Source organism: Butyrivibrio sp. NATIVEDY162, assembly GCF_045999815.1.
Taxonomy (GTDB): Bacteria; Bacillota; Clostridia; order Lachnospirales; family Lachnospiraceae; genus Butyrivibrio.
Genome location: NZ_CP172573.1, coordinates 2,084,784 through 2,110,909 on the forward strand (window position 1 = coordinate 2,084,784; position 26,126 = coordinate 2,110,909).

The window sequence follows — 26,126 nt, forward strand, 5'->3', positions numbered from 1 at the left end:
CTCATTTCATGCTTATTTCAAGCATTACTGGTATATGATCTGAGACTTTTTCTTTGTATGTCTTAAAGTCTCCCGCCCTCTCCACTGCATTGACTCTGTGTGGTGTTTCATCAACAATACTATTTTTCGTTCGCTCATCAAATGTAAAATGATCATAATTGCTCGCATAATTATCGGCATCTTTATTTACAGTGGATAAATCAGCCTGTGTAGTATGCATAAAGTAGAATCCATTCTTCATCTCTCCTTCTGTACCTAAGATTCTCTTTTTTGAATCAACTACCATAATAGCCGGGACAAGAGGTGAGCCTGCTCCACTTGAAAACAAATTAAGGTTATAATCTCCAAGTATAATCGTGTATGGTACAATGCAATTGATATCGTTGTGGTCCTCACTCACAGATGTATATATGCTCCGCGCCAATACATTAAACTCATTTTGTCTCATAACATAAGATCCAAAATCAATTGTCTTTGACAAATTTTCTTCACTAGGCTTCTTATAAACAATATGCGTTGTAATCAGTCTAATTTCTGCGTTAGGCATATCAACAAGCTGCAATCTAGCATATCCCGGATCTCTTATTAACTTCATTTCACCTCTGGAACTATCAGTTTTATACTGATGTATTATTCTTGGTCTTACCACTTTTCCATGTTCATTCACCGGGCACTTGAATTTATCTTTTCTCCATAGAAAAGCATATCCTTCTCCCCTGGAATCATCGCCTGTATATGGATACCACTTGCTATCAGTTTTTGGATCCAGCCAACACATATCCCAATTACCGCCAAGCCTACTCCTTAGCGAATATTCATAGGCCATTGCTTGACCCGAAACATCACTGACAGTTATTCCTTCAAGAATCTTTCCTTCGCTCAATACTTCCTGGAGGGCAATCACATCAAATTCTTTTATAATGTCAGCCATTAAATCAAGGTCTCTGCTTGTGCCAGCACCGAAAGACAGATTTCGGACATTAAATGATCCTATTTTGTAGGACATATCCGTACCTCCTAGTGTTTTCTTATCATTTCAGCCATTACTTTATCTACCGGATTGGCGTTTAAAGCCACTCCTTTTACATCTTCCAACAATTTTGCAACCTTTTCATAATCCTCGCCTTTTGCAAATACATATCCGAACATTGTGCCTTGTGCAACATGTATCTTTGCGTCAAATCCTGCTTTTTGCAATACGCTTACCGCGTACATAGTAGATTCTGTATCTTCTGTGTTTTCTGTAGCAATGGCATAGCAATTAACCGCTTTTGCAGCTGCCATTTCTTTAGTTTTATCTATGGTATCTTTCATAGATTTTGCGGCAGTCAAAATACCTTTTCCGGCCTTTTTACCTGCTTTTTTCCCAGCCCTAGTCAGATCAGAGCTAGCTTTTGACAGTATTTCTATTGCCTCTTTGCCTATATCGCGTTTATCAAAGGAACTAAAATCCGGTTTCATAACAGATTCATCTACCTGCGCATGAATAATATTTCCATTTTCATCACATTCCGCAGTTATTGATGTTCCTGCCGGTATTACCTTATCTACACAGTCATCAATTACCTCAAACACAGTCCTTGTAGCTTTACCATCAGAATCAAGCGCTTTAGAAGGATACATTTTCTCGTAATAATAAAGGATTTCCATCTGGCGACTATCTAAGTAATCTGTAGTTGCTTCTATTATTCCTTCAGGGATTCCATAGAACGCTTCAGCTATCACTCCGGCAATTGTTGCAATAGTATCACTGTCACCGCCAACCGAAATTGCATTTCTAATAGCATCCTCGAAATCACTCGCTTCAAAAAATGCCTCAAGAGCCACTGGTACAGATCCCTGACATGAAGAATCAAATTTATATGAAGCCCTAATCTGATCAAGTGTAAAGTCTATTTTGTAATAATATTCTTCGATATATCCCCTTATTTCATCCTTGCTCCTACCACTTTTAGCCATAAAAACAGCAATAGCAGTTGCTTCAGCACCTTTCATTCCTTCAGGATGATTATGACTAACCTTTGTAACTGCAGCAGACAATTCTTTTACCTCAGGAATATTGCTAGCAGCAAATCCACATGGGCCTACCCTCATTGCTGCTCCATTACCATAGCTGTCATATGGTTTTGGATTTTCTTCTGATAACCAACCAATGAAAGATTTTCCATATCCTGCATTCTTATATGCTCGGCCCAGTTCCTTCATTGCAGATACTGCTTTTTCTGAAAGTTCTTCCCAATTACCTTCGCATTCCAGAATAGCCTTAGCCACTGCAAGAGACATAATGGTATCATCTGTGGGATGACATCTTTTATCGAGTAATTCAAATTCTTTTGATTTATGATTTAGTCTTTCATAACGGGACCCAGATACATCTCCTATTATTGCGCCTATCATCTGTCTGTTCCTCCTTCTAGCACTGTAATATAATCCCCCTGACTTCTAATCCACATATCTATTCCTTTACCAAAAACCTCTGCTTTCAGTACGTAGCCTTCTTCATCCTCATCAACAATCTCTGCAGTTGGTAATCTATCAAGAACTGCATCCACATCGGGCCCAGTGTACCTAAATCTAACTTTTTGTAATTTGCCACCATACATAAATTGGACTCTTTTCCTAAATTCACCTTCTTCGAATCGGCTTGAGTATGGCATTTCAAAGCGCTCTTCCAAAACCTTTAGTTTCTTAATTCTATCCACTCTGTATATTGTAGGAAAAGCATCATTTAAAACATCAAAGTCCTGTCGCGCCTCGTCTTCATCATCAATAAATGCAATGAGGTAAAAATAATATTCTGAGAACATTATTGACACAGGCTTAAGCTTACGATTTACATTCTTCTTATCTTTCAGACGCTCATATTTTATCTCAACATAATGGCAAGCTCGGATTGCCATTCCTGCGTCCCATAATACATCAATAAAAGCTTTCTTATGTCTGAGTTCAACATAATGGTATTCCTCATTCTTTATAAGATCATACACAAGGTCCTGGTTTACCTTTGGTGCACAGCAATTCACTAATCTATCAAGAATATCTTTCATTTCTTTCTTGGAAAATGCACGACTATCCAAAAGTATCTTGCAAATAGCAAGCACCTCACTATTCGTAAGCCTGATCTTATATATTTGCTCTAGTCTATATCCTTTTTTCTCTCGATCATAGATTACTGAGTTTATATAGCCTCGCTCCGATGCATCATTCTCCAAATAGCAACGGACATCATCAATATCACGTTGGATACTTCTTTCATTAACGCCATGATGAAGTGCCTCTTCAGATTTATAAATAACACGGCCATCCATGAGCTTTGTATAAATATCAAGTATTCGAGAAATCTTATCGCCTTTAATCTCTTCCATATTTACTCCCAGATAAACGGTTAGTTATTCTCAATCACATATTTAACAAATCTTCTCATTTCTGATAAAGGATGATATGGGAAAAGTCCATCAAACTTTTCGTCTTCTTCCCATGTCATAAGCAGCCCCTTCTTATATGCTTCATCGTATGGATCCCTTACCCAATGTTCGGCATTAAGTCTTAACTCACAGCTACCACGTTCCATAATACCAAGAGCACTTCCCCTTATTCCTTCAAGATTCTCTTCCGGTTGGAATGAGCCATTCATAAAATGGATTTTTCCATTCACTCTAATATTAAAGTTTAGTTCATAATCCATCGGGCCTTGCGGATTACCTTCCTCATCAAAGAACATCATTTTTCTAATTGTATATGCATATCGGTTTCCCTTAGGAGTGAGTCCGCACTTAGCTGCAATAAGTCCAAGATTTTCATTTCCTTCCTGATGAAACTGATTTATAATTCCCTCTTCATCACCAAGCGGTAACGATTCTGTCTCTGTTACAGGCCAACTCATAATAAGCGCTCTAGTTGCAAAAGAGTGTTTTCCAAACCCTATGTATTGCCGTTTCCCCCAACCCGGAAGTTCCTTTGGCATTGGTTTATTCAACTTGCATCTGAAATCATCCGGTATCTCAAATGGAGTCTTTACTTTATCGAGTTCTGATGCTGTTTTACTTACTGCTGACTTAATTCCATCTTTTGCCAGGGCTGCTGTCTTGGATAAATCGATAGCTTTTATATCCGGAAGTTTAATTACAAACTTACCCTTATTCTCTTGATTATCTGCTATTTCTATCTTATATGCTCCATTTCGAGAAACATCTTTGCTAAAAAGCATCTTATATACTTCCCTGGGATCTTCTTTATCCTCTTCGCTTTTCTCCGTACTATCAGTCAATTCCTTTTCTGCTTTCTTACCCTTATTGCTTGTATCCTTTTTACTTTCAGCTTCTATCTCATCCCTTGTTTTATAATATGAGTCTTCAGTTAATGCCAAAACAAGTTCTCTAGCCTGCGAAAGAGGATCATCCGGAAATAGTCCATCTAACCCGGGGCGCTCAGGCATAATCATACGGCAACCTCTTGTAAAGCTTGGATCATACGGATCCTCCGCCCATCCTTTGATCTGAGTTAATTCGCCTTTATTATTCTGATCACGTTCGAACCCTGCATTCATGGCAAAATTCCATCCCATTGCACTACGCTCGCCCGTCATGATAATTTCAAAGAAGCTACCTGTTACATCAATAATCTCATCTCCATTTATAATATTCATCCTTAAACAATAATTTACATTCAACCAATCCTGATGGTAGGTCTTTATAATGCTATATACATACTCAAAGCCTCTAGGGTTCTTCCCTGTTTCAACCTCAATGAGTCCCTGATTGTCACTAAGATTTGCATGTATCTGACTGATCAATGCCTCTTTATCAAACGGCATTGCCTCTTCACGTGAAATATGTGAAATCACAGTATTCCCATATGATCTTGCCGCTATATTCTGAAACATCTGTATATCATTGGCTTTTCTTACATGATACATATCTCCATATAAGGCTTCACCATTATCAACCTGTCCATATCCCCTTGGAAGCAATAAAACTATATTTGAATTATTCAGTTTAATCTGCATGATGTATACCTCCATAATCTGTCATTCACTATATCAATAATATCATTCCACAATGACAGAATCTGTCTATCACAAAAATTTAATATTCTGGCATAGACAGCTATGATACGTAACAATTCCACAGCTCACTTTCTATACTCATATAGTTAAAACAAGTGCCGAATTTCTTCAGCACTTGTCTTACTAATTCAAGAAATGTTGGGTCACTTTGTCTTGGTAATATCTTCGCATCCTTTGCCTTTAAAGGTGTTCACAACTATAACTATTGGCGCATTATAATAGTATTGATTTGTTGCCTCAAAAGTCTCATTTCCATTTATTGAAATAGATTCTATGGAGCCTTCTTTCGTAATCCACCCATTAAACAGATCATCATTTCTATATACTGTTATGTTTGTAAAACCCATTTCTTTCAGCGAATCAACTACTGACTTATACTTACCTTCCTTATTTTCTTTAAAGTCTGATGCGCTCTGACCAATAGTAATCCTTAATACATAGTATTCGACAACAATCGGTGCATTCTTCTGTACAAAGCAATCGCCCTGATCAAACTGCTGGTTATTAATGGAAATGCTTGCAACAAGTTTATTTAACGACTTATTGTCGGTTAACTTTTCTTTGTATGTTACGTTAGTGAATGCTTTTAATGTTATTCCTGTCTTAAGCGACTCATACTGTTTAGTATTCCAGCCTTTTACCAGCTCAGTAATGTCTATCCTATCATTACTACTATATTTAACGATAATCCTTACATCAGGAGCAAAGGAATCACTACTGCTATACGAATCAGAATTATTAACATTAACACCGATTACTGTATTTCCTTTGACCCAACCCGTGTTAATTACTTCTGTCTGAACATTAGTAAATCCGCTCTCCTTAAGGCTATCTACAACAGATTTATAATCCTGACCAATAAACTGGGCACTATCGTTTCCAATACCGATTTTTAATGCATAATAAGATATTGAAATTGGTGCATTTTTCGGCAAGTAGCAATGCTCATTTTTGTAAGGCAGGCCATTCAATTCAACAGCCTCTACCAACTGATCATAATCTTTTTCAGCAGTATCTACTTCATTTGTTACTATGTTTGTAAATCCTGCCTCTTTTAAACTCTCAACAATATCTGTATATTTCGAACTCTTCCAGTCTTTCAAAAGATCCGTAGCATACACTCTATCTGAACTGCTATAGGTAATAACCACGCTCACGTCAGGTTTTTTATATGTATCTTTCTTATAGGTATCCTGATTATCAATAGAAACCGATATTACCTGATCACTTTGTAACCAACCAGAATAATCGGCTACTTTCTGTACATTTTCAAATCCTGCCTCATCAAGCTCATCAACTATTGTCGATAAGCTTGCACCTTCAACATAATCAGGGTCAAATGGAATCTGAACCTTCCCCTCTCTATACTTAAGGATGCAGAACACAACCAGCATGATAATCGCAAATACTCCGGCAACAGCTAATGTAATAGTCTGCTTTATTTTCTTCACATGGTCTTTCTGCTTCTTTTCTTCTCTTACTTCCGCTTCAATTTTCTGCGGATTCGTAGTAGCCAGTTCTGGAAGCATCCACTTATTTTTCTTGCAAGTATCTATACAATTGGAAAGCTGTGAGCAGTTACTAAAGAAGACCTTATATTGTTTTCCACTCTCTAAAAGGGAGCGACTTGATACAATTGCCTTATCAAGATCATTCATGTGTATATAATGTTGATATTTTGTAATCAGACCGTTTGTATCTGAATGTGACAAAGACGGCTGTGGCCAATGTTTCTTATTGCATTCTGATATTAATGGCATCTGCCTCTGACAAAGCGCAATAACCTCTTCCCAATGCTTTGGCGATGTCTTTGGCATAGAAACTATGCTATCGATCTGTGAATCAATACCATACATTTCCTGGTGTAAGCTTTCCTTTTTTTCTGCAATTTTCCTGATATCTGACACTTTTTTTGCTATTTTCTTAGTGTCTTTATTATTTACAGAGGGAACCGTCAGCTTTTTTTGTTTACATATAGCCAAATCATTTGCTAATTCTTCAAGTAATTCCAAAGCCTTATCACATGCACTAACACTCAATTCTGTCTGTGCTGTGTTTACAAGCTCATCAATCTTATGATCTTCTTCCGAAATCTTACTGCTTATTGAAGTCGACTCCTGCCTTGTTCTTATGGTTGACTCACACTTATCCAAGTCATTATTGCTTATAACAGGAACACTCCACTTTTTTACCTGAAAAATCTGCAGAATTTCTTTTTCCCTAACGCAATACTTAATAGCTTTTTCATAATCGCTATATGAAGCCTCGGTATTAGATAACAATTTTGACAGGCAATCATCTATATATTTCACTGAAACACTGTATATTAAGTGCTCATAGTCCTGAAGTTTACTTGTGTCTCCGATATTACTAACCAGTTCATCGGAAAAGGCCGATACAACTGCCTCTTTTTCTCCTTCAGAAATATCAGACGAAGAAAAGATTTCTAAAAGCTTTTCTGTACCTTTCTCAAGATACTCATCGTACTTGATATCCATAAAAACTCCGTCTCCTTACATCATTTATAATTTCAAAGAATTATATCTTGTGGACCAACAGCTTTGTATTGTTCATTTTCATATACAACAGCCATACCATGTTCCATATCAAACTTATAATTACACATAAGAGCAGCAACCCTTTTATCGTTTTCTCTAGGTATCAGTACACTCTTTGGGATAACATACTTGAAGATATTAGTAATCTCTGTTCCGCCTAAATCTTCCGAGTTATATTTCACAATATAATCCTTGACCGAATCCAGCGATGCACTAAAATCAATGGAAGTCAACGAATCTACAACACTATTTTGTTGCGCTGTAACTTCTTCACCAGGAAAATTCTGAAATACAATATTCAATTCAAAATCTCTTCCCCATATGTTGAGATTAACTTTGTTACTCATCGAATCCTCCTTCATCAGCAGACGAATCCCTTAGTCTGCACTCAGAACAACCACCAACATGCTTGAAATAAGCATTTATCTCAGATCTGACCATAACCATTGTCTCTGTATCGCATTTTTCATGCCATGTCAGACCATTTGCTTTTCTATAATTAAGTACATCTCGAGGTTCCCAGTTTGAACGGCCATCCTTCTCTTCGAAATTCCACGCCTTGGCACACTCTATATCAGCCTGGGTAAAGTTACCGAGTACTCCTTTAGGCGCCTCATAGTCATATCTAAATTCTGTCATATGTTCTATTTTTACTACACTTTCAGCGCATACTTCAAAATCCGGCTCTCCGTTCCGATACTCTATTCCATCAACGCCATATTTTTTCAGAATGCCAATCACCACTATTCCTTCAGCGTTTCTATTGGATGGAATATACTTTGATTCTCCTCTCTCTCCATCATATCTTCCAAGAATCGGGCTCTCTTTCGATGTACCATCTATTCTTTCTTTGTATGAGTTATACTTTCCTCCAAACTTCTTTCCTTCAAATTCATTAATATGATTTTCGGAATCAAGTTTTATCTGATGCTCTTTAATATATTCATCGTTTAGCTCAAGACGTTGAATTCGATCCTCATTAATAACTGTGGTTTTATTGATATTAATATTTATATTTACAGCACCATTCCCAGCTAAACCACTACTACCTTTACCCATATCATATGACATCTTAGTCCTCATATAGGCTGCTACTTGCTGTTCTATTTTTTTCAGATTATCAACAGCAACAGTGCTCTTCCTAGAATTAGAATTCTTAATATCGTCCAATTCTGTCATAAGCTGCTTACATTGATTCTGCTTTTCAGAAAGTGCATATGCTATGCTATTTGCCGCGTCAATATGAGATGATAGTTTGCTATTTATAAAATGCGCTCTATCCAGTCGTTGCTCATGTGGAAACAACTCTTCCTGCACCGATGCGATTTCGCTGTAAACTGCTGATATTTCTGCCTCTAGAGCAACATATGCTGGATTTGGAACTTCATGCTCTTCCCCATTCTCATCTGTTGTCGTATATGAAGGACTCATTGAGGCCAATTCGTTTTCCATTCCTGATGCTTTATCCTGCAACTCATTTATTTGAGCTGTGAGCCTGGCAATAATCTCTTCTATGCTACGCATTGTTATAGCCAGCTTATCCTTTGAGCCCTGCATAGTTTTTATTTTTTCCATAACGCCTTGCTCTAATTCAGAAAAGCTTTTCATCAGCTGCTCAATGCATAATATTCCCCTATCAAATTTGAATGAAAAGTCCCTGCTATCGATTGCCGCCTGGCTAAAAGCTTTAACTGATGCCAGACTTACTTTTGCTTTCGTGATCATACTGCGTCTGCCTCTCTACATAATGCATCTGCTTTACCCACTAGCTCTTCAATTCTCAATTCTTCTGCTTCTTTCTGTAACGTCTCTACCCTACATCTGATTGTTTTGACATCTTTGGCCATTTCTCGAAGCTGAGTTACAAACCTGCCGTATGACTCATGTACAGAGTCATCCCAATCGCACTTATATTTTGTATCAAGCGTTTCAGTGATCTTCTCATACTGAACATCAATATCTTTTAATGGAGTTAAATTTATCTCCTTCATCATGCCTCTCCTGGGTAACCACACCTACCATACTCTTCCATTATCATTCTTAGGTCGCCAATATATTTTCTTGCATTGCCGATATTATCATGAGTTCTTTTTGTCAATTCAATACTTCTTGTCGTTATAGATTTGGCTTTTTCGTACTGATTTCCTGCCAAAAAATCCTGGCTTCTTTGAATTGCATCCGCCATCTTCTGTGTTGAGTTATCCAAATCGAATTGTATTTTTTCTAGTTTTTCTTCCACCGAGCATAAGGTGTCATAATTGACATCCATATCATATCCTGCCATTTCATCATCCCCTCAGTTCTTTTACGCGTTGCTGGAAAGTCTTCATGTAGTCCTTTTCAAGTGATAAGGCCGTCTTCAAATCATTATTCAATTCCTTCACATTATTCTTGAATGCTTTAGACTGATTATCATTCCACCCGTCAGTATTGTTCATGATTTCCGAGAGGCCACGAGTTTCCTGCAAAATTCCAGCACAATACATATTCATTTGGCTAATTAATTCATTTGCTGCATTTGCGTCAAATCTAATATCCATGATCAGCTCAGCTCCTTAATTTTTCCATCCAAATACCTTGCATATTCCTGATACTCTTTCAACGCATCCTTAACCCTATTTGTAACCAAGTCAATAAAATTTGCGAAATCTCTGTACTGTGAATCACGCCATATCATCCCAATATCATTCTTCTTTTGGATAATGGTCCTCATTTGAAACACAACTGTCTGATAGTAATTATTCAACAATGCCACAACATGGCGCATTTCTGCTTTTTCAAACTGAACAACTTTTGTTTCAACATTAATATTTTGGTTAATATTTACAAGATATGGGTGATGCTTAGCTGCATACTCATTTCTTTCATCATATCTAGACACTTTATTTTGATAATCTACTACCTGGTTTTGTATATCGTTTAGTTCCAAAGAAGCTTCATACAATGCATCTCTCAGTTCTATTGTATGGTCAGCGACCTTTTCGTACTGAGTTCCTTTGTTTGAAGCACTGTATCTAACCAGGTTTATAGTTAGCTGATCTGTTTGTTCTGCCACGTGCTGTAACGCAATATCAATGGCAGTCACCATTTCAGTTAACTGAGATGGTTCACCTTTTATGTCTATATCATCAATTCTTTCATACAATTTTTTCATGCATCATTCCCCTTTGATTATCGAATCGAGCATAGTAGCTTCATCTGGATCAGACATGTTATAGATGATTGGTCTGACTTTACTTACCGCTTTTCTATTTGACCATATTGCCATGGTCTCTTCTTTGCCGTCATTAGAAATATTTTTAAGCATTTCTTTAAGGAAGTATGTATTTTCCATTTGATCTACATACTCTGTTCTATTAAACATAATGATATTATTTGTGTCAGATACAACTCGTGTATTTCGCCACGTATATGGATCTCCCTTCAACCCCAAAATCAAATGCATATTATGTCGCCAACCATTTTTAAGTATAGTACCTATGATTGTCTGAACATTTTCCCTGATTTTCCCACTGCTTGTTGGCTTAAAGGATTCCATATCTTCAAATAAAGCATCCACGTCCACATTCATTATGTCAAACTCTTCTGGCTCAGTATGACTATCTGCCTCTAGAAGATCACCTTCAATCATTTCATTATTGCTAAACGCTTCAATAGCAAACAAATCATTTATTACAAGGAATAATGGATCAAATTCCGGATCCTCATCCTCTGCTTTCTGATACAGAGCTTGTCGTCTTAGGTACTCACTATATATACTTCTGATAACCTCGGAAAAGTCTGTCAATCTATGGTTTGTAACGCACCCACCAAATGATGCAGCGTTCTGACATATATACATAAATGAGTGCGCCACCGCATCATATTCATCCTGTACCTTAGTTCTATCTCCATTAAACAGATGCACAGCCACATTTTGTTTTGCTAATGACAGAACAAATGAACTACACAAAGAAGAAGCAATCTGCTTGTCACCCCCAAGTAATAGAACTGAAGAATTCTCATGTTGCGAGAACTCGATTTTTAACGGAGACATTCTATATGTGTCTTCCGCAACAATTGCAGAATAAGTGCCTCTTTTTGCTTTTAGCTCTTTCATTTCCGCTGCAAATGACTTTTCTGTTCCTTGAATCGGAGTGCAAACCGACAATCGCTTCTTTGATCCGATTACTAACGGTCTCATTCCCGCAAACCGAGGATACTTATTCTTAATATCATCAAAATACTTATCCTTCATCTCTTCTGGAGAAGTATATGCCATTTTTACTTTCTTAATAGTATCTTTTCCGTATGATACATATGCTTCGCCTGTCTTTAGTTCTGTAATCTCCTGTTTCCTTTGAACAAACTCCTCTTCAAAGCCTGAATCTCGTGGAATATCAGGCGCCACACGGAAACATATTCTTCCAGTTGCACTTGGTAAAAACGCATCCTTTAACATGTATGACTTTCCATCGCTAAGGTTCTGCGCAACCATAACAAAATGCATGCCTGCTGATCTCATCCTGGTAGCTATAGATGAGATAAGTTTCTGCAAAACAGACGCATTGTCATCCCTAAAAATTTCTTGTACTTCATCAATTGCAATAATTATCCTCGGGAAATACTCCAGCCCCTTCTCGACTGCGATTTTATTGTAATCAATGATGTTATCTGAAAAATTCCTGTTAAATGCTTTGTTTCTTCGCTCCATCTCCTCTAATACCATCTGGAACAAACACAATGCATCATCGATCTTGTTATTTTCAGCAATCATTTTTATATGAGGGAGCCCCGATTTACTGTATTTTGATGACGCACCTCCATTCTTGAAATCAAGTAGCCAAAACTGCAAATCTTTTGGTGAGTACCTAATACAGCCACTCAGCACCAAGCTGTGGAAAAATGAAGATTTACCAGAGCCACTTTGTCCAATAGCCATATATCCAATGCATTGTCCAGCGACAGTACCATTCTCATCCTTACAACTAAATGGCAGTTCAACAACACTGCTTCCTGACTGCCCAACTGGAATATACATTATGCTGCCTAGTTCAGTGCTACCTCCATCTGATATTTCATCAATTGATATCAAATTACGTTCTTTAGTATTCAGTAATTCTACTGTAGCCTGAGCTCTTGCTTGTACAAATTCATCCATATTGCCATTTACATGAAGAACCTCTGTATGCTTTCCATCAGCAACGAACTTGCCTTCCTTATATTCAATTTCCAACTCACAATTCTGTACTATCTGACCAATTACATGCTTTGCATTTGGATTAAGTGTTTTATCAAAAGAAACACTATTATCTACTACAAGAAATCTTAAGCCACACTTGTGCCCGGTATCTCCAGGCCTCGACAAAGAATAGATGATATCTAGAATATCCGAAGGAGCATATGCATTACCATCTACCAATCCATCACGTAGCACAATAAGATTAAATGCATCTGTCCTATCATGATCATATATAGAAAACAAATCCGGATACTCAAGTGATGTTTTCTTAAATATATCCTCGCAATTTACATCCCTAAATGCCGTTAAATCACTGATATCGCTATGTATTTGTACCGCTTTCTTTGTATTTTCACCAGCATTTTCTGCCTGAAAGCAGTTAGACAATCTCTTATAAAGATAGTTCGCATTTTGATCAAAAATATGCACATTAACAGTTCCAACAGGAAAAGAATCTAAATATCTGAAAATGTAAGAAATGATGAAATTATCAACATCCTCCTTTTCCATATCTTCATATGCTGTATGCAAAACGCAGTTTCCCTGCTTCTTTAAGTCGATCATCAAATCCTGATACGACTCCTTAACTCCTACATCATTAAGAATTTGCATCGATACTTTGCTCAAAGGATATCTTGCTACAAGCATAGTCTCAGGTAACTTATCAGTATTATTTGCTCCATCTGTTCTCTTAAGTTCTACCGATAACTCTTTTCCTAATATTTCCCTGGCTTCTTCCTTAAGACTATCTGCCTTTTTCTGTATTGTGCTAACAACGTTCCCTATGCATGCAGGCATTGCAGCCTGTATAACTTCTTCTGAGTTCATCAAATAATTATATTTTTGATAAAACTCCTCTTTTCTTCTATCGAACTCCGCCTGCTTTTCCGCGATATTATTAGCCAATCCCTTGATTGATGAAGCATCCAATCGCAATGCGCCTAATAATGCCTTTTTGTATCCACCAATTGCATCCACGCATAAAAGATATGCTTCCACAACTGCAATGGTATCCATGATCTGATCATAAGACTTACAATCAATTTCACTTACCATATTCTTCATTTGATTCAGGGCACTTTGTATGCCCCTTGACGACTTTTCTATGCTTACAGAATTAATTTTTCTAAAATAAGCCTGTAATGCGTCAATTTTATTTATTATCTCCACATAGTCTTTATTAATTGCTTCAAGTGTATGCATATATTAACCATACCTTTCTCTAGACATAATTATTCTTTGAGTAATTTTAGACTATCATCTATACTGTCCAAAAAAAATAACAGCATCTTTCTAAATAAACACCTATGTTTGTTTTTTTATGTACTTTCCTGTCTTTACCCTATTATCAGAAGGTTTTTTTGTGTTTTCCGGAATTGCCCATGCTTTACCAAAGCGTGTCACACCCTCAATACGTCCTTCTGCACATAGAGTCCTTATCCTTCTTTCGGAGATTCCCCACTTTTGAGAAGCCTCTGATAATGTAATGTAGTTTTCCATAAGTATTCCTCATAAAACAAAAGGCACCATAGAGCATAGGAACTCCATGATGCCTCGATTGCCTTATTCACAGATGTCATGCGATGTTCCAGCAATTTTTTGTTATGCTGTAAATACCACTTACCAGTAAATTATAATCCTCAAACGGAACAATATCAACGATTACATCATCAATCAGTATATCTATTAGCCTCTATTTATGCTGGATCAGGAGCTTATTTATATTTTGTTCAGAAACGTTTTATATTCTTTTGGGAATCCTTATCCGTAACATATATGGGATTTGCTATAACATAAACGCTTATTCCCCACGCTTGATTTCTTCCATGATTTGCCTTACTCTACGTTCAGAAAGTCCTAAAAGCTTTGCCATTTCAGCCGGCTTGGCAACTTGCATGTTCTCCCTTATATATTCCTTTCTATATTCCTTAGAATAGAGTTTTTGAGGAAATGTGATGTTAAGTCCAGAAAATCGCTTCCACACTTTCAAGGTCGCAGCATCCCCTATAAGTTCCGCCAGCTCCTTATATACACCACTATAACGCTTTGGATTGCTGTTTATATCTATCACCTCCTCTTCATTATTCAATTGTAAAGAATCATTTTTGAAAATATCACTTGTCTTATACCCTGCATTCTTCATATGAAATTTTCACTGCAAAATTTCCTCACTTATTTACAGTGCATTCCTCCTTTCATTACAGGGCGTGTTTTTTTTGCGAAATAAAAGAGCCTATAACTTCAATGATATAGACTCTTTTTATGTATAATCCTTTAGTTTTGCATATTCTGATGGAGCATACGGGACTTGACCCCGTGACCCCCACACTGCCAGTGTGATGCGCTCCCAACTGCGCCAATGCCCCAAGACTCCAGTAATAGTCGCCTTCAGGCACTATTATAGCATCATTCCAACTTTAATCTGTATAATATCTCCATTTCAACATTTCCAACTTTTAAGCATGTTCTTTTTACTTCGTTATCAGTCCTGGAGCTTCCAAATACGAGCCAGTCAAGAGACACATCATATCTCTCGGCATACATTATAAGAACCTCTAATGGAATATTTCTGTGACCATTTTCATACCATGATATCATTTGTCTGTTTGCGTAAAATAATTGATCAGCAAGTTCACGCTGACTAATTCCTTCTGCTGTCCGTAAATATTTTATTCTTTTACCAATCTCTACCGAATTTCTCATCTATTTTCCTCGTATGAATGCTTCTCCAATTTGCTTGACACTGTCGAGCAAATACTTTTAAATCTCTTCAGAATGGCTTTTAGACCTTGCCACAAGCTTTTTAAGGTCTTTCGCAATAAAATCTCCCAGCAACAATAGCTTGCATTTTGTCGTATAATCAACTTCAAACTCATTCATATCAAGTTTCAAAAAAGCTATCATTTTTTCAATATCCACTTTATTTCTAACTCTTGCCTGATCCCAGGCAAGCTCCCTTCGCTCATCATTGGATATATGCTTTTTTCCCATGCTTCCCCCCATTATTCATGATGCAAGTATGTCAGAAATCTTATCGCCTATACCTTCAAGCGCCATTCCTACTGCCACAGCTGCAAATGTCACAAGAAATGCGGCAAAAGACATAGCTGCAGAGATAGCTACAGCTCCCCACATCTGCTTGCTGACATACATGATGATTATTGCAAGCATAACTAGGTAAAAGAGCCCCAGGATTACACAGCCAATTCTGGAAAGCACCTCAACCCATGTCCTGATGAAGCAAACCATCAGGAATACCGGTAACAATATGATTTTTACTAAAAGCTTTAATATAAACATAATCAACCCTCCATTAACTCGTCATAGTCTGTATTGTTATTGTTGACTGCTACATGCTGATAGTTGCTCTGTGCCCCTTCATTGCATTCAGCCTCAAATTGCATATCCGCTGTCCCGGACACATTAAACAGCATTGCCAGCAGATAAGCTCTTGAATTTTGCGGTGCTTTTTTCAGCTTGGACCAATTTTCTATAACCGTTTCAAGCTGAAATCTGTTAAGCTTCATAAATCGCCCTTTAACGACATTCAGTTCCCTTTCTTCCCCAGAAATGGTGATTTTCCTACGTTTGGAAGTAAGCACATCAACAATCAGATCTTCAAGTCCACGAACTTTGCTTTCCCATTGTGGATAAGCATTGCAGATTGCATCAGTCCCTATATCTTCCCTGACATAGAGTCTTGTTGCTGTTTCATCATCCAATCTCATCCCATCCATCTGCGAAACCATAGTATTACTGGGATAGATATGGATAAGATTTTTATTATAAATATTTTTATTATTATTATTTTTATTAATGCGTCCCAAATCGTAAACTTCTTGCGTGTTAGAATTTGGTACTCTAGAATCCTTATTTTTAACATTCTTGAAGTTTACTTTTTGGGATTCTGAAACTTCTATTTTTTCCTCAGAATCCCTATTTTTAAACTTCTGAACATTATCCTCTGCCTCATACTCATCAGGCACATATTCCTGCTCTGCCTCAACTATTCTCATAACATAGATTCTTGACTGTCTGCCCTGCCCCATTATTACACGCTCTATTAGACCAACCCCAGTTGCCACATCAAGCTCTTCCAGAAGTTTAAAAACTGTATTTCTGCCCTTTCCTATGTCCTCGCTGATATCCTGCCATTTATAGTAAATATAAGTCCTCCCCTCTTTATCTACTTGCCCTTTCTTTGCTGCATACTTCATTTTGTCAAGCATGATAGCATACAGATATCTAGCTTCACATGATATCTTTCTAAGTTCCGGATCCAAATGCAGGCACTTAGGCACAGGCATATAGAAATTTGATGCTGGCTCTCTACCATCGAAATACTCAAATCTCATGTTATCCTCTCTCCCCTTCCTTATTTCAGAGATGCGATTTTCGCATCTCTGGAACCATTTTCTTCATCCTTATAAATAAAGTTCTTAACGTAAATAATGTTGGGTTTCCCCTGTCCCCTGACTACTATGTCGATAATTCCAATTTCTTCTAACTGTTTAAGTCCAGCGCTTATGACCTTTGTTGAAAGCCCAATATCCTTACGCATCTGTTCTAGTGGATAAATGACGTATAGCTTTCCCTCTTCATCTCTCCAACCATTTCTACCTGCAAGTTTTATTCTCTGGAGTAAAATCCCATATACTACTTTTGCTTCTATGGATAATGATTCAAAGGCATCATCCAAGAACATAAGAAGCGGTATCTCGACCATTGCATACTGCATGGCCTGTCTCCCATAGTGATAATCAAGCTTCATCGTTAGAGTCCTCCTGTTCCTGTTTCCATTTTGTAAGAAGATCAATTATTATGTCTGTTCGCTCCTTAGAACTCATATGACTGGGAAAGAACTTGTTTAATCTCTTTGCTGGGAGAACAACCTTTCCATTTGTCTTAGGCTCTGGTAGAGCATCATTCATGATTCTGATAACGGTGTATTGGGTGAGATTTTCTAAATTCTTCTGCTCCTTAAGTGCCTCAATCTGCTCCATCTTCAGAAATCCGTTATCGCTCCTGTACTCAAATATCCACCTTTGCACGTCTTTGTCGAACGCTGACACCTCATAACCTATATTGACCGATATTGACTTATCATCGACCATTTGGAGCAATTCTGGGATGAGTTCTGTTAATCTAACATACTTTTGAACCTGCCTTGCCCTTAATCCAAATGATTGCCCAGCAATATCCGCTGATAGCCTGTCGCACTCAGTGCGAGATGAGGCTTCTGTCTTTTCGCACTCAGTACGAGAAGTAGACCTGTCGCACTCGGTGCTAGAAGCTAAATCTGTTCTGGCACCTTGCCTTCTCATCGATTTCATTTTCATCTTTAAGGAGAAAGCTCTTTCACTAGGGAGTATCTCTTCTCTTTGAACATTGCTGTCAACCATGATTATGGTAGCTTCGTCAATATCCATTTCCTTAACTATTGCCGGAAGTGTCTCTAATCCAGCCAACTTTGCTGCATGCATTCTTCTATGCCCTGAAATCATTTCATACCCACCATCATGATCAGGCCTTACCAGAACGGGAGAGAGAACTCCATTATTTCTGATACTCTCAACAAGCTCCTCCATCTTTTCATCATCTATGACTTTGAAAGGATGATCCTTAAATGCATGAATCTTATCCATTCTTATTTCTTCCGTACCATCTTTAATTGTCGGAGCTCCAAGGAGCTGATCTACTGACTCGAAATGTATCTTTTCTCTTTTAGCCATATCCGAAATCCCCCTTATGCATTCTGTGAAACGATGTTTGTGAGTTCTGTGTATGCACTGGCAACCTTACCTCTTGGATCATAGTCGTAAATACTCTTACTCATGGCAGAGGTCTCAGTTGCCCTGATTGAAAGCGGTATCTCTGTAGGAAGGACTCTCAAGGTCTTTCCGTAGACTTCGTTTACTTCCTCAATGATTTCTTTTGCATAATTAGTTCTCTTATCCACCATAGTTAAGAGGATTCCTTCAATTTCTAGCTTTGCATTAAGCCTTCTCTTTACTGTGTAGATAGTCTTAAGAAGTGCCTGCAGACCTTTTACAGGAAGAAATGCAGCCTGCACCGGAATAAGCACTGAATCTGCACAAGCCAGGGCGTTTACTGTCATAACACCAAGCGATGGCATACAATCTATGATCACGTAGTCATACTTGTGCTTTATCTTCTCCACATAATCCCTGAGCACAAGTTCTCTGCTCATTACATTTACAAGAGAAACTTCTGCGGCTGAAAGAGCGATATTTGATGGAAGCACATCCACATTTTCACTGTGATGAAGAATTGCGTAGTCCTCAGGAATATCCTCTTCATTAACAATCTTCTCGATAATATCCACGATTGTGAGTTCCAGATTGTCCGGTTCTCTGTAACCAAGGCAGATTGTCATGCTCCCCTGTGGGTCATCGTCCACCAGTAAAACCTTCTTCCCCATCTTTGCAAGTCCAATTCCTAAATTCACTGCTGTTGTGGTCTTTGCGACCCCACCTTTCTGATTAGCGATAGCAATTACTCGGCACATAATTTCTTCTCCCATCCTTTCCATGTTTTCTTAGATAGTCTTCAAATATTTCTCTACTTATCAGTACTTTTTTATTGAGCTTATATATGGCACCTGCACAATCAGCTGCATGATTGACAGCTTTATAGCTCATTCCGTAATACTCGATCGCCATTGTGATAGTGATGAATGACTTCTGAGCAAATAGAAGATCCTCATCATCTATCTGATCTGAGAACATCCATATTGTTCCAAACATAATCATCCCTGCCTTTCTTCCAGCTTCTTTTTCTCTCTGTTACCATTTGTCTGGTACATTCCGGCAGGCTGATGGAAATTCTCTAGATAAGCATCAAAGATATCTCGATTGATCCTTACCGTATTTCCGTCCCGATAAAGTGCTCCGCAAGCATCACCAAGTTCAAGAAGCTTCTTGTGCTGAAGGCTGTAAATTATTTCTGCCTCCTTGTATGAAAGAAACTGCTTTCGGATTCTTTTGATTACGACTTTTTCCTCAATGATCTTCTGCTTATCAAATAAAGGTTTCGGATCCTCATCCAGGTAATTCTTGTTTTCATCAAAATACGGTCTGTCTTCTCTTTCTTTTTTCATGTTCTTGATTCCTTTCTTTTTTTGTGCTGATCAAGAACCTTCCATGAAAAAGCCAACAAAAAAGAGCTGCTTTTTAGAATCTTGTTTTCTAAAAAGCAACTCTCAATTCTTAGAGTTTTCTGTATGTAAAAACAGTTTTTGTGTGGTCAACCACCGGACAACAGTAAACAATCAAAATCAACTGTGGTCATCACGTTGTGGTCAAAATGTGGTCAGAACCTTATTCCCATCTCTCGAAACCCGCATAAATACTGGCTTTCATCACTTCATGCTTTTAAGTGTCGGGAAGAGCAAAACTTCTCTTATATTAGCACTATTAGTAAGCAACATACAAAGTCTGTCGATACCGTAACCGATACCACCCGTCGGAGGCATGCCAATCTCAAGTGCGTTGAGGAAGTCCTCATCTGTATGCTCTGCTTCTTCGTCGCCTGCTGCCGCATTGGCATCCTGAGCTGCGAAGCGCTCTCTCTGGTCGATAGGATCGTTGAGCTCTGAGTAAGCATTGCACATCTCCCATGTGTTGATGAAGAGCTCGAAACGCTCTACCTTGTCGGGATCAGAAGGCTTCTTCTTGGTAAGAGGTGATATAGCAAGAGGATGATCCATGATGAATGTAGGCTGGATCAGCTTCTCTTCGCAGAACTCCTCGAAGAAGAGGTTGATGATATCGCCCTTGGTGTGACGATCCTCGAACTCTACGCCCTTTTCCTTAGCGATAGCCTTAGCTTCCTCATCTGTCTTAACAGCATCGAAGTCAATGCCTGCGTACTTCTTGATAGCATCGTTCATTGTAAGGCGCTCGAAGGGCTTACCAAGGTCAATGATGTGATCGCCGTAAGGAACCTGTGTTGTACCGCATACCTTTTCAGCAAGGTATCTGAACATGCTCTCTGTGAGTTCCATCATTCCTTCATAATCTGTATATGCCTGATACAGCTCCATAAGTGTGAACTCAGGGTTGTGTCTTGTATCTGTACCTTCATTTCTGAATACGCGGCCGATCTCGTATACTCTCTCAAGACCACCAACGATAAGCCTCTTAAGGTAGAGCTCAAGTGAGATACGAAGCTTTCTCTCCTCATCAAGTGCATTGTAATGAGTAAGGAAAGGTCTTGCTGCAGCACCACCTGCATTCTCAACCAGCATAGGTGTCTCAACTTCCATGAAGTCTCTTGCTGACAGGAAGTTACGGATCTCCTGGATTATCTGAGATCTCTTGATGAATGTATCCTTAACCTCTTCGTTCATGATAAGGTCTACGTATCTCTGTCTGAAACGGATCTCTGTATCTGTAAGTCCGTGGAACTTCTCCGGAAGAGGCTGAAGTGACTTTGATAAAAGTGTCAGCTCCTTAACATGAACAGAAATCTCGCCTGTCTTGGTTCTGAATGCGAATCCCTTAACACCTATGATATCGCCGATGTCCATCTTCTTGAAGGCTGCATAAGACTCATCGCCCAGGTCATTTCTTGATACATAGAGCTGCATTCTGCCTGACTTATCCTGAAGATTTGCAAAAGAAGCCTTACCCATTACACGCTTGCTCATCATTCTTCCTGCAAGGGATACAATCTTCTCTGCGGGGATAGCTGAAAGCTCAGGTGTGATCTGCTTACCCTCTGCATCTGTCTCGGGAACAACTTCCAAAGCTTCGAAGTTATCTCTGATCTCCTGTGCATGATGTGTCTGATCATATTTTACGATCTGAAAAGGATCCTTACCATTAGCCTGAAGGTCTGCAAGCTTCTCGCGGCGAACCTTCTTAAGCTGGTTTATATCTTCTGTCTTTTGCTGATTCTGATTCTTCTGCTGATTCTCTGCCACTTTTTACTCCTCTTTCCTAAAAACGGTAACAATGATATTTATTAATCAAAAAGGGAGCAAATTTTCATTACTCCCCGCTCCTAAGTATTCGATATTATTACTTACGAACAATCTCAAGAACCTTGTACTTGAACTCGCCCATCTGAGTCTCTACAATAACTTCCTCGCCTACCTTAGCGCCGATCAGAGCCTTACCTACAGGTGATTCGTTACTGATCTTGCCCTTAAGGCTGTTAGCCTCTGATGAACCAACGATGCTGTACTGAATCTCCTCATTAGCTTCAACGTCAAGAAGCTTTACCTTAGCACCTACGCTAACCTTATCAAGGTCAACATCCTCATCTACAACAACTTCAGCGTTCTTAAGGATTTTCTCAAGCTCTTCGATACGAGCCTCAATATCTCTCTGCTCGTCCTTAGCTGCATCGTACTCAGCGTTCTCTGACAGGTCACCCTGCTCACGAGCTTCCTTAATTCTCTCAGCAACCTCTGCTCTCTTTACAACCTTGAGGTCATGGAGCTCATCCTCGTAAGCCTTGAGTCCTTCGTAGGTCAAAATGTTCTTTTTTTCTTCCATTTTATATACCCTTTCTATGAAAAAATCGGACACTACGTCCCTTATATACTTATCTACAATCCATAGCATTATATATGAATAATTATATAAAGTCAAAATAACTTTTAACCGTTTGTATGATACCCAAATATCGTCATTACATATCCACGGTCACATTTTATAAAAATATCCTGTTATTTTCCTATGACCACTAGTGTTTTGTCTGGATGACTTTTGATTTAATTACGAAGTATCATTCTCAATAGGCTAGGAATCCGAACGAGTCGTAGCGGTGGCTACGGCGATTGAAGATGACGATGCATATTGAGAATTAGACAAGTAATTAAACAAATTGTCATCCAGACAAGACACTAATTTCTGTCCACTCCAAATACCTGCGCACAGGCCTCCTTAAGTGAGTCCATATCATTCATGGTATTAATGACTGCCCTGAACTTTGCAGAACCCGGAAGCCCCGTTGTATACCATGATACGTGCTTTCTCATCTCTCTTATTCCGATATACTCACCCTTGTACTTTAGCTGCAGGTCAGCATGGCGTATTACCATATCGTAGATCTCGCGCATTGTAGGCCGCTCCGGAACCTCACATCCTGACAGATATGCTATCACCTCTCTGAAAATCCAGGGATTGCCTTCTGCTGCCCTTGCTATCATAACTCCATCGCACCCGGTCGCATCTATTAGTGCTTTTGCGCTTTCGCCATCAGTCACGTCACCGTTTCCGATCACCGGAACTCTCACAGCTTCCTTCACTTTTTTTATTATCGACCAGTCTGCCTCTCCGCTGTAGTACTGTTCCCTTGTTCTTCCATGAACCGCTATTGCAGATGCTCCGCCTTCTTCTGCCGCAAGAGCACATTCTACAGCATTTACGCTTGCCTCATTAAAGCCCTTTCTTATCTTAACAGTCACAGGTCTGTCAGTCTCTGAGACCATCGCTCTTACTATCTGTTCTATGAGCTCAGGTTTTTTCATAAGTGCAGAGCCTTCTCCGTTCCCTACCACTTTAGGAACAGGGCATCCCATATTTACATCAAGTATGTCGTATGGCTTATCAGCTATCATTCTGGTCGCTTTCGCCATAACCTCAGGCTCACTCCCAAAAAGCTGTAGCGAAACAGGTCTCTCTGACGGATGAATCTCCATCATATTGTCGGTATTTCTGTTGTGATAGGTGATAGCCTTGGCGCTCACCATCTCCATGCAGACTAGTCCCGCACCCATCTCACTGCATAACAGACGAAATGGCAGGTCTGATACGCCTGCCATAGGTCCTAATATTATATTATTTTTCAGCTCCACATCTCCTATCGTAAGAGGATGCAGATAATCGTTATATTTTATTACTTCCATAGCACTTTTACTACCTAAATTGCCAACTCATATGGATGATAAGGCATGTATTTATCCCCTTACCAACATATCAGTTCACTCATCATCCTCACTCAAGAGATGACTCATATCCTCGTGAAGTATCATCGCTCTGTAATACATCTGCAGCGCTTCGAAAAGGTCCTGTCTCTGTCTTCTCACCTCTCCTATAAGGAGCCCCGCGCTTACTTCATCATAAGTGATGTCCTCTTCGCTCCTTGTAGTTTCCATGGTGATAGAGCCGTCATCCTCGAATTCTATTGTGAAAATCCCACCGGCCTCCTGTGTAAACAGAACGCTTATAATATGGAGCTCCTTCTGGATACTCTCAGGGATCTTTTTGAAAAGTGGATTAAAATAGTATTTCATCTCGTATGCATTTGCGCCGCAAAGTATGATCCTTCCACCCGCAGACACACTTCCAAGTGATCCGTCTTCTGTCACAACCTGTATATCGGACACTTCCTCTCCTGTCTCTGCATTTGTGATCTTTCCAGTCTCTTTATTGATAATAAGTCTTCTTCCCTTAGATTTGTCAGCATTCAACGTATCTGAATGCAGCTTCTCTTCATCCCCGGGACGTGACTCCTCGTTATATACTTTTCGTATTTCCTTATCTTCGTTCTTACTCATATTTTTCCCTATAAATTAATCTCTGTCCTCGAATTCCTCATTCTTCGGCTTAGTTTTCTTGTTCTTTTCATAGATTATGCGAAGACCCTGTAACAGAAGGTTGGGGTCATATATATCTATCTCTTCGCATTCCTCTGAGATAAGTCTGCCAAGACCGCCCGTTGCGATGACCTTGATGCCCTCATATCCTGACTCTCGCTTCATCTCATTGATAATATACTTGGTCTGGCCGATCTGCCCATACACAAGTCCAGCCTGCATTGAACTTATTGTCTCCTGTGCAAGTATGCTTGAAGGCTTCTTGATCTCGATTTCAGGGAGCTTGGCAGTATCCTCCCACAAAGCCTTGGCAGATATCCTTACTCCGGGGCTCACAACACCTGCCTCGAAGTCTCCGTTTTCATTTATCAGAACATAGGTAGTCGCCGTACCAAAATCAATTATGATTGCAGGTCCGCCGTGCATTTCATGCGCTGCTACTGCTCCAACCACAAGGTCAGGGCCTACCTCATTGGGATTTTTAGTCACTATCTTTATTCCGGTCTTAATGCCCGGGCCAACGATATAAGGCTGTTTTCCCAGATATTTCACCATTGAATTGACAAGCGCATGCATAATGTTTGGTACTACGCTTGAGATGATGATGCCCTCTATCTCGTTTCTGTCTATGCCGTTATTGCGCAGCATGGCAATCAGGTTGTTACCGTACTCATCTGAAGTATGCGCTGTCTGTGACATCATACGAAAAGAAGCTACTATCTTCTCTCCTTTCATAACACCAAACGCAATATTTGTATTTCCCACATCAACTGCTAATAGCATGTCTACCTCCGGTTATAATTATTAGATTTCTGTTTATCTTGAATCTTTGATTCAAGATGTCATACATACCCATACAGGCCTCTGACGCTGACTTCTCCCGCATTTATATTTTCACGTATTCCGTCCTTGCGGCTTATTACGAGGGCGCCGTCATCTGTAATTCCAAGAGCGGTAGCCTCATATTCACCCTTTGGATCAAGGATCCTTACTTCTTTTCCTATGTTGATAAGTCTGCTCTCGTAGTCCTTGCGAAGCCCGCTTAAGTCACAGGAAGCAATATACTTTTCATAATTTTCTTCAAAGTGCTTCATGCATGCTGCAAGTAGCTTTACCCTGTCAGTTTCATGTCCTGTCTCTGAGAAAACAGACCCTGCTGTCTCCTGTATCTCTTCCGGGAAAAACTCAAGGGGCTGGTTTACATTTATGCCGACTCCTATTACCACAAAATAGTCCTTTTGGTCCGGCATCATGTGAAGCTCTGTAAGAATACCACATACCTTGCGTTTATTCAAAACAACGTCATTTGGCCACTTGATACAGGTACTCTTGTCTTCTTTTATTGATAGCCCTGCTTCATCTATTCCCTGTGATATCGAAAGTGCCATGACAAGTGTAAGCCCCGATGCCTTATCCATAGGGATCCCCGGTCTTACCATAAGACTCATGAATATATTGTAGCCGGAAGGACTGACCCAGCTTCTGCCACGGCTCCCTCTTCCTGCGTCCTGTCTGTCTGCAACTGCCAGAAAGCCTGAAGGTCTGCCTTCAAGTCCTGCTGCCTTCGCAACATTATTGGTAGAGTCTGTAACCTTGTAATATTCAAGGTCCCTTGCAACCCATTTGGTTTCCAGTTCACCTTGTATCTCTTCTAAATCCATAAACTGTCTCTTTTTAATCGTATTTATATTCAAAAAGCTGCTCTATTATACA

At 39.1% G+C, this 26,126-nt stretch carries 29 protein-coding genes and 1 tRNA gene; all 30 read right to left on the minus strand.

Annotated features, from left to right (window positions below; translation table 11 throughout):
- Position 1 precedes the first annotated feature (1 nt).
- The 30 genes from ACHCNF_RS09050 to ACHCNF_RS09195 all read right to left on the minus strand — a co-directional run bounded on the left by ACHCNF_RS09050 (position 2) and on the right by ACHCNF_RS09195 (position 26,074).
- Positions 2–1,006 carry an endonuclease/exonuclease/phosphatase family protein gene (locus ACHCNF_RS09050; RefSeq protein ID WP_408069491.1) on the minus strand — a complete coding sequence of 335 codons (1,005 nt, stop codon included), beginning with the start codon at positions 1,004–1,006 and terminating at the stop codon, positions 2–4.
- 11 nt (positions 1,007–1,017) lie between these two features.
- Entirely contained in the window at positions 1,018–2,397 is a 1,380-nt protein-coding gene (locus ACHCNF_RS09055) for an ADP-ribosylglycohydrolase family protein (protein ID WP_408069492.1), read from the minus strand.
- A complete protein-coding gene (locus ACHCNF_RS09060; protein ID WP_408069493.1) occupies positions 2,394–3,365 on the minus strand; it encodes a helix-turn-helix transcriptional regulator in 972 nt (323 codons plus the stop codon). Before ACHCNF_RS09060 ends, ACHCNF_RS09055 begins: the two co-directional genes overlap by 4 nt.
- Positions 3,366–3,385: 20 nt before the next feature.
- Complete coding sequence (locus tag ACHCNF_RS09065; protein WP_408069494.1) at positions 3,386–5,005, minus strand: hypothetical protein; 1,620 nt, start codon at positions 5,003–5,005, stop codon at positions 3,386–3,388.
- Positions 5,006–5,208: 203 nt separating this feature from the next.
- Complete coding sequence (locus tag ACHCNF_RS09070) at positions 5,209–7,563, minus strand: hypothetical protein (protein ID WP_408069495.1); 2,355 nt, start codon at positions 7,561–7,563, stop codon at positions 5,209–5,211.
- Positions 7,564–7,595: 32 nt separating this feature from the next.
- The gene (locus tag ACHCNF_RS09075) at positions 7,596–7,970 is read right to left on the minus strand and encodes a DUF6985 domain-containing protein (RefSeq protein WP_408069496.1); all 375 of its coding nucleotides are present in this window, start codon (positions 7,968–7,970) and stop codon (positions 7,596–7,598) included.
- Positions 7,963–9,348, minus strand: a complete 1,386-nt coding sequence (locus ACHCNF_RS09080) for an HNH endonuclease (protein ID WP_408069497.1) — start codon at positions 9,346–9,348, stop codon at positions 7,963–7,965. Before ACHCNF_RS09080 ends, ACHCNF_RS09075 begins: the two co-directional genes overlap by 8 nt.
- Positions 9,345–9,617 (minus strand): hypothetical protein, encoded by a 273-nt coding sequence (locus tag ACHCNF_RS09085; protein WP_155831388.1) that lies wholly within the window; start codon positions 9,615–9,617, stop codon positions 9,345–9,347. The genes ACHCNF_RS09080 and ACHCNF_RS09085 overlap by 4 nt, the downstream gene beginning before the upstream one ends.
- Positions 9,614–9,907, minus strand: coding sequence for a hypothetical protein (locus ACHCNF_RS09090; protein WP_026509135.1), 294 nt, complete (start codon positions 9,905–9,907; stop codon positions 9,614–9,616). The genes ACHCNF_RS09085 and ACHCNF_RS09090 overlap by 4 nt, the downstream gene beginning before the upstream one ends.
- Before the next feature lie 4 nt (positions 9,908–9,911).
- Positions 9,912–10,163 carry a hypothetical protein gene (locus tag ACHCNF_RS09095; RefSeq protein WP_026509134.1) on the minus strand — a complete coding sequence of 84 codons (252 nt, stop codon included), beginning with the start codon at positions 10,161–10,163 and terminating at the stop codon, positions 9,912–9,914.
- 2 nt (positions 10,164–10,165) lie between these two features.
- A complete protein-coding gene (locus tag ACHCNF_RS09100; RefSeq protein ID WP_408069498.1) occupies positions 10,166–10,777 on the minus strand; it encodes a hypothetical protein in 612 nt (203 codons plus the stop codon).
- 3 nt (positions 10,778–10,780) lie between these two features.
- Complete coding sequence (locus tag ACHCNF_RS09105; RefSeq protein WP_408069499.1) at positions 10,781–14,047, minus strand: FtsK/SpoIIIE domain-containing protein; 3,267 nt, start codon at positions 14,045–14,047, stop codon at positions 10,781–10,783.
- 102 nt (positions 14,048–14,149) lie between these two features.
- Entirely contained in the window at positions 14,150–14,344 is a 195-nt protein-coding gene (locus ACHCNF_RS09110) for a helix-turn-helix domain-containing protein (RefSeq protein ID WP_408069500.1), read from the minus strand.
- 301 nt (positions 14,345–14,645) lie between these two features.
- On the minus strand, positions 14,646–14,987 hold the full coding sequence (locus ACHCNF_RS09115; RefSeq protein ID WP_408069501.1) for a Mor transcription activator family protein: 342 nt from the start codon (positions 14,985–14,987) through the stop codon (positions 14,646–14,648).
- Positions 14,988–15,137: 150 nt separating this feature from the next.
- Positions 15,138–15,210: transfer RNA gene (locus ACHCNF_RS09120), tRNA-Ala, on the minus strand.
- 40 nt (positions 15,211–15,250) lie between these two features.
- A complete protein-coding gene (locus ACHCNF_RS09125; protein WP_408069502.1) occupies positions 15,251–15,547 on the minus strand; it encodes a helix-turn-helix domain-containing protein in 297 nt (98 codons plus the stop codon).
- 57 nt (positions 15,548–15,604) lie between these two features.
- Positions 15,605–15,835, minus strand: coding sequence for a hypothetical protein (locus tag ACHCNF_RS09130; RefSeq protein ID WP_408069503.1), 231 nt, complete (start codon positions 15,833–15,835; stop codon positions 15,605–15,607).
- A 15-nt stretch (positions 15,836–15,850) separates the two neighbouring features.
- Positions 15,851–16,144: a hypothetical protein gene (locus ACHCNF_RS09135; protein WP_408069504.1), complete on the minus strand. Its 294-nt coding sequence runs from the start codon at positions 16,142–16,144 to the stop codon at positions 15,851–15,853.
- A 2-nt stretch (positions 16,145–16,146) separates the two neighbouring features.
- The gene (locus ACHCNF_RS09140) at positions 16,147–17,199 is read right to left on the minus strand and encodes a replication initiator protein A (RefSeq protein ID WP_408069505.1); all 1,053 of its coding nucleotides are present in this window, start codon (positions 17,197–17,199) and stop codon (positions 16,147–16,149) included.
- A 20-nt stretch (positions 17,200–17,219) separates the two neighbouring features.
- The gene (locus tag ACHCNF_RS09145) at positions 17,220–17,615 is read right to left on the minus strand and encodes a replication initiator protein A (RefSeq protein WP_408069506.1); all 396 of its coding nucleotides are present in this window, start codon (positions 17,613–17,615) and stop codon (positions 17,220–17,222) included.
- The gene (locus ACHCNF_RS09150; RefSeq protein ID WP_408069507.1) at positions 17,605–18,576 is read right to left on the minus strand and encodes a ParB/RepB/Spo0J family partition protein; all 972 of its coding nucleotides are present in this window, start codon (positions 18,574–18,576) and stop codon (positions 17,605–17,607) included. Before ACHCNF_RS09150 ends, ACHCNF_RS09145 begins: the two co-directional genes overlap by 11 nt.
- Positions 18,577–18,590: 14 nt before the next feature.
- On the minus strand, positions 18,591–19,373 hold the full coding sequence (locus ACHCNF_RS09155) for a ParA family protein (RefSeq protein ID WP_408069508.1): 783 nt from the start codon (positions 19,371–19,373) through the stop codon (positions 18,591–18,593).
- Complete coding sequence (locus ACHCNF_RS09160; protein WP_408069509.1) at positions 19,348–19,611, minus strand: DUF6462 family protein; 264 nt, start codon at positions 19,609–19,611, stop codon at positions 19,348–19,350. The genes ACHCNF_RS09155 and ACHCNF_RS09160 overlap by 26 nt, the downstream gene beginning before the upstream one ends.
- Before the next feature lie 2 nt (positions 19,612–19,613).
- Positions 19,614–19,964 (minus strand): DUF6462 family protein, encoded by a 351-nt coding sequence (locus tag ACHCNF_RS09165; RefSeq protein ID WP_408069510.1) that lies wholly within the window; start codon positions 19,962–19,964, stop codon positions 19,614–19,616.
- Positions 19,965–20,225: 261 nt separating this feature from the next.
- Entirely contained in the window at positions 20,226–21,791 is a 1,566-nt protein-coding gene (lysS, locus tag ACHCNF_RS09170) for a lysine--tRNA ligase (protein ID WP_408069511.1), read from the minus strand.
- A 97-nt stretch (positions 21,792–21,888) separates the two neighbouring features.
- Complete coding sequence (greA, locus tag ACHCNF_RS09175) at positions 21,889–22,368, minus strand: transcription elongation factor GreA (RefSeq protein WP_408069512.1); 480 nt, start codon at positions 22,366–22,368, stop codon at positions 21,889–21,891.
- Positions 22,369–22,718: 350 nt separating this feature from the next.
- Positions 22,719–23,723 (minus strand): tRNA dihydrouridine synthase DusB, encoded by a 1,005-nt coding sequence (gene dusB, locus ACHCNF_RS09180; protein WP_408069513.1) that lies wholly within the window; start codon positions 23,721–23,723, stop codon positions 22,719–22,721.
- A 75-nt stretch (positions 23,724–23,798) separates the two neighbouring features.
- Positions 23,799–24,374, minus strand: coding sequence for a DUF6145 family protein (locus ACHCNF_RS09185; protein WP_408069514.1), 576 nt, complete (start codon positions 24,372–24,374; stop codon positions 23,799–23,801).
- Positions 24,375–24,389: 15 nt separating this feature from the next.
- Positions 24,390–25,196 (minus strand): type III pantothenate kinase, encoded by an 807-nt coding sequence (locus ACHCNF_RS09190; protein ID WP_408069515.1) that lies wholly within the window; start codon positions 25,194–25,196, stop codon positions 24,390–24,392.
- Positions 25,197–25,255: 59 nt separating this feature from the next.
- Positions 25,256–26,074 carry a biotin--[acetyl-CoA-carboxylase] ligase gene (locus ACHCNF_RS09195; protein WP_408069516.1) on the minus strand — a complete coding sequence of 273 codons (819 nt, stop codon included), beginning with the start codon at positions 26,072–26,074 and terminating at the stop codon, positions 25,256–25,258.
- Positions 26,075–26,126: the final 52 nt, after the last annotated feature.

Bases quoted from the DNA above. Each gene is read 5' to 3' on its own strand.
- ACHCNF_RS09050 (WP_408069491.1), bottom strand. From the start codon at position 1,006: ATGTCCTACAAAATAGGATCATTTAATGTCCGAAATCTGTCTTTCGGT.
- ACHCNF_RS09055 (WP_408069492.1), bottom strand. From the start codon at position 2,397: ATGATAGGCGCAATAATAGGAGATGTATCTGGGTCCCGTTATGAAAGA.
- ACHCNF_RS09060 (WP_408069493.1), bottom strand. From the start codon at position 3,365: ATGGAAGAGATTAAAGGCGATAAGATTTCTCGAATACTTGATATTTAT.
- ACHCNF_RS09065 (WP_408069494.1), bottom strand. From the start codon at position 5,005: ATGCAGATTAAACTGAATAATTCAAATATAGTTTTATTGCTTCCAAGG.
- ACHCNF_RS09070 (WP_408069495.1), bottom strand. From the start codon at position 7,563: ATGGATATCAAGTACGATGAGTATCTTGAGAAAGGTACAGAAAAGCTT.
- ACHCNF_RS09075 (WP_408069496.1), bottom strand. From the start codon at position 7,970: ATGAGTAACAAAGTTAATCTCAACATATGGGGAAGAGATTTTGAATTG.
- ACHCNF_RS09080 (WP_408069497.1), bottom strand. From the start codon at position 9,348: ATGATCACGAAAGCAAAAGTAAGTCTGGCATCAGTTAAAGCTTTTAGC.
- ACHCNF_RS09085 (WP_155831388.1), bottom strand. From the start codon at position 9,617: ATGATGAAGGAGATAAATTTAACTCCATTAAAAGATATTGATGTTCAG.
- ACHCNF_RS09090 (WP_026509135.1), bottom strand. From the start codon at position 9,907: ATGGCAGGATATGATATGGATGTCAATTATGACACCTTATGCTCGGTG.
- ACHCNF_RS09095 (WP_026509134.1), bottom strand. From the start codon at position 10,163: ATGGATATTAGATTTGACGCAAATGCAGCAAATGAATTAATTAGCCAA.
- ACHCNF_RS09100 (WP_408069498.1), bottom strand. From the start codon at position 10,777: ATGAAAAAATTGTATGAAAGAATTGATGATATAGACATAAAAGGTGAA.
- ACHCNF_RS09105 (WP_408069499.1), bottom strand. From the start codon at position 14,047: ATGCATACACTTGAAGCAATTAATAAAGACTATGTGGAGATAATAAAT.
- ACHCNF_RS09110 (WP_408069500.1), bottom strand. From the start codon at position 14,344: ATGGAAAACTACATTACATTATCAGAGGCTTCTCAAAAGTGGGGAATC.
- ACHCNF_RS09115 (WP_408069501.1), bottom strand. From the start codon at position 14,987: ATGAAGAATGCAGGGTATAAGACAAGTGATATTTTCAAAAATGATTCT.
- ACHCNF_RS09125 (WP_408069502.1), bottom strand. From the start codon at position 15,547: ATGAGAAATTCGGTAGAGATTGGTAAAAGAATAAAATATTTACGGACA.
- ACHCNF_RS09130 (WP_408069503.1), bottom strand. From the start codon at position 15,835: ATGGGAAAAAAGCATATATCCAATGATGAGCGAAGGGAGCTTGCCTGG.
- ACHCNF_RS09135 (WP_408069504.1), bottom strand. From the start codon at position 16,144: ATGTTTATATTAAAGCTTTTAGTAAAAATCATATTGTTACCGGTATTC.
- ACHCNF_RS09140 (WP_408069505.1), bottom strand. From the start codon at position 17,199: ATGAGATTTGAGTATTTCGATGGTAGAGAGCCAGCATCAAATTTCTAT.
- ACHCNF_RS09145 (WP_408069506.1), bottom strand. From the start codon at position 17,615: ATGAAGCTTGATTATCACTATGGGAGACAGGCCATGCAGTATGCAATG.
- ACHCNF_RS09150 (WP_408069507.1), bottom strand. From the start codon at position 18,576: ATGGCTAAAAGAGAAAAGATACATTTCGAGTCAGTAGATCAGCTCCTT.
- ACHCNF_RS09155 (WP_408069508.1), bottom strand. From the start codon at position 19,373: ATGTGCCGAGTAATTGCTATCGCTAATCAGAAAGGTGGGGTCGCAAAG.
- ACHCNF_RS09160 (WP_408069509.1), bottom strand. From the start codon at position 19,611: ATGTTTGGAACAATATGGATGTTCTCAGATCAGATAGATGATGAGGAT.
- ACHCNF_RS09165 (WP_408069510.1), bottom strand. From the start codon at position 19,964: ATGAAAAAAGAAAGAGAAGACAGACCGTATTTTGATGAAAACAAGAAT.
- greA (WP_408069512.1), bottom strand. From the start codon at position 22,368: ATGGAAGAAAAAAAGAACATTTTGACCTACGAAGGACTCAAGGCTTAC.
- dusB (WP_408069513.1), bottom strand. From the start codon at position 23,723: ATGGAAGTAATAAAATATAACGATTATCTGCATCCTCTTACGATAGGA.
- ACHCNF_RS09185 (WP_408069514.1), bottom strand. From the start codon at position 24,374: ATGAGTAAGAACGAAGATAAGGAAATACGAAAAGTATATAACGAGGAG.
- ACHCNF_RS09190 (WP_408069515.1), bottom strand. From the start codon at position 25,196: ATGCTATTAGCAGTTGATGTGGGAAATACAAATATTGCGTTTGGTGTT.
- ACHCNF_RS09195 (WP_408069516.1), bottom strand. From the start codon at position 26,074: ATGGATTTAGAAGAGATACAAGGTGAACTGGAAACCAAATGGGTTGCA.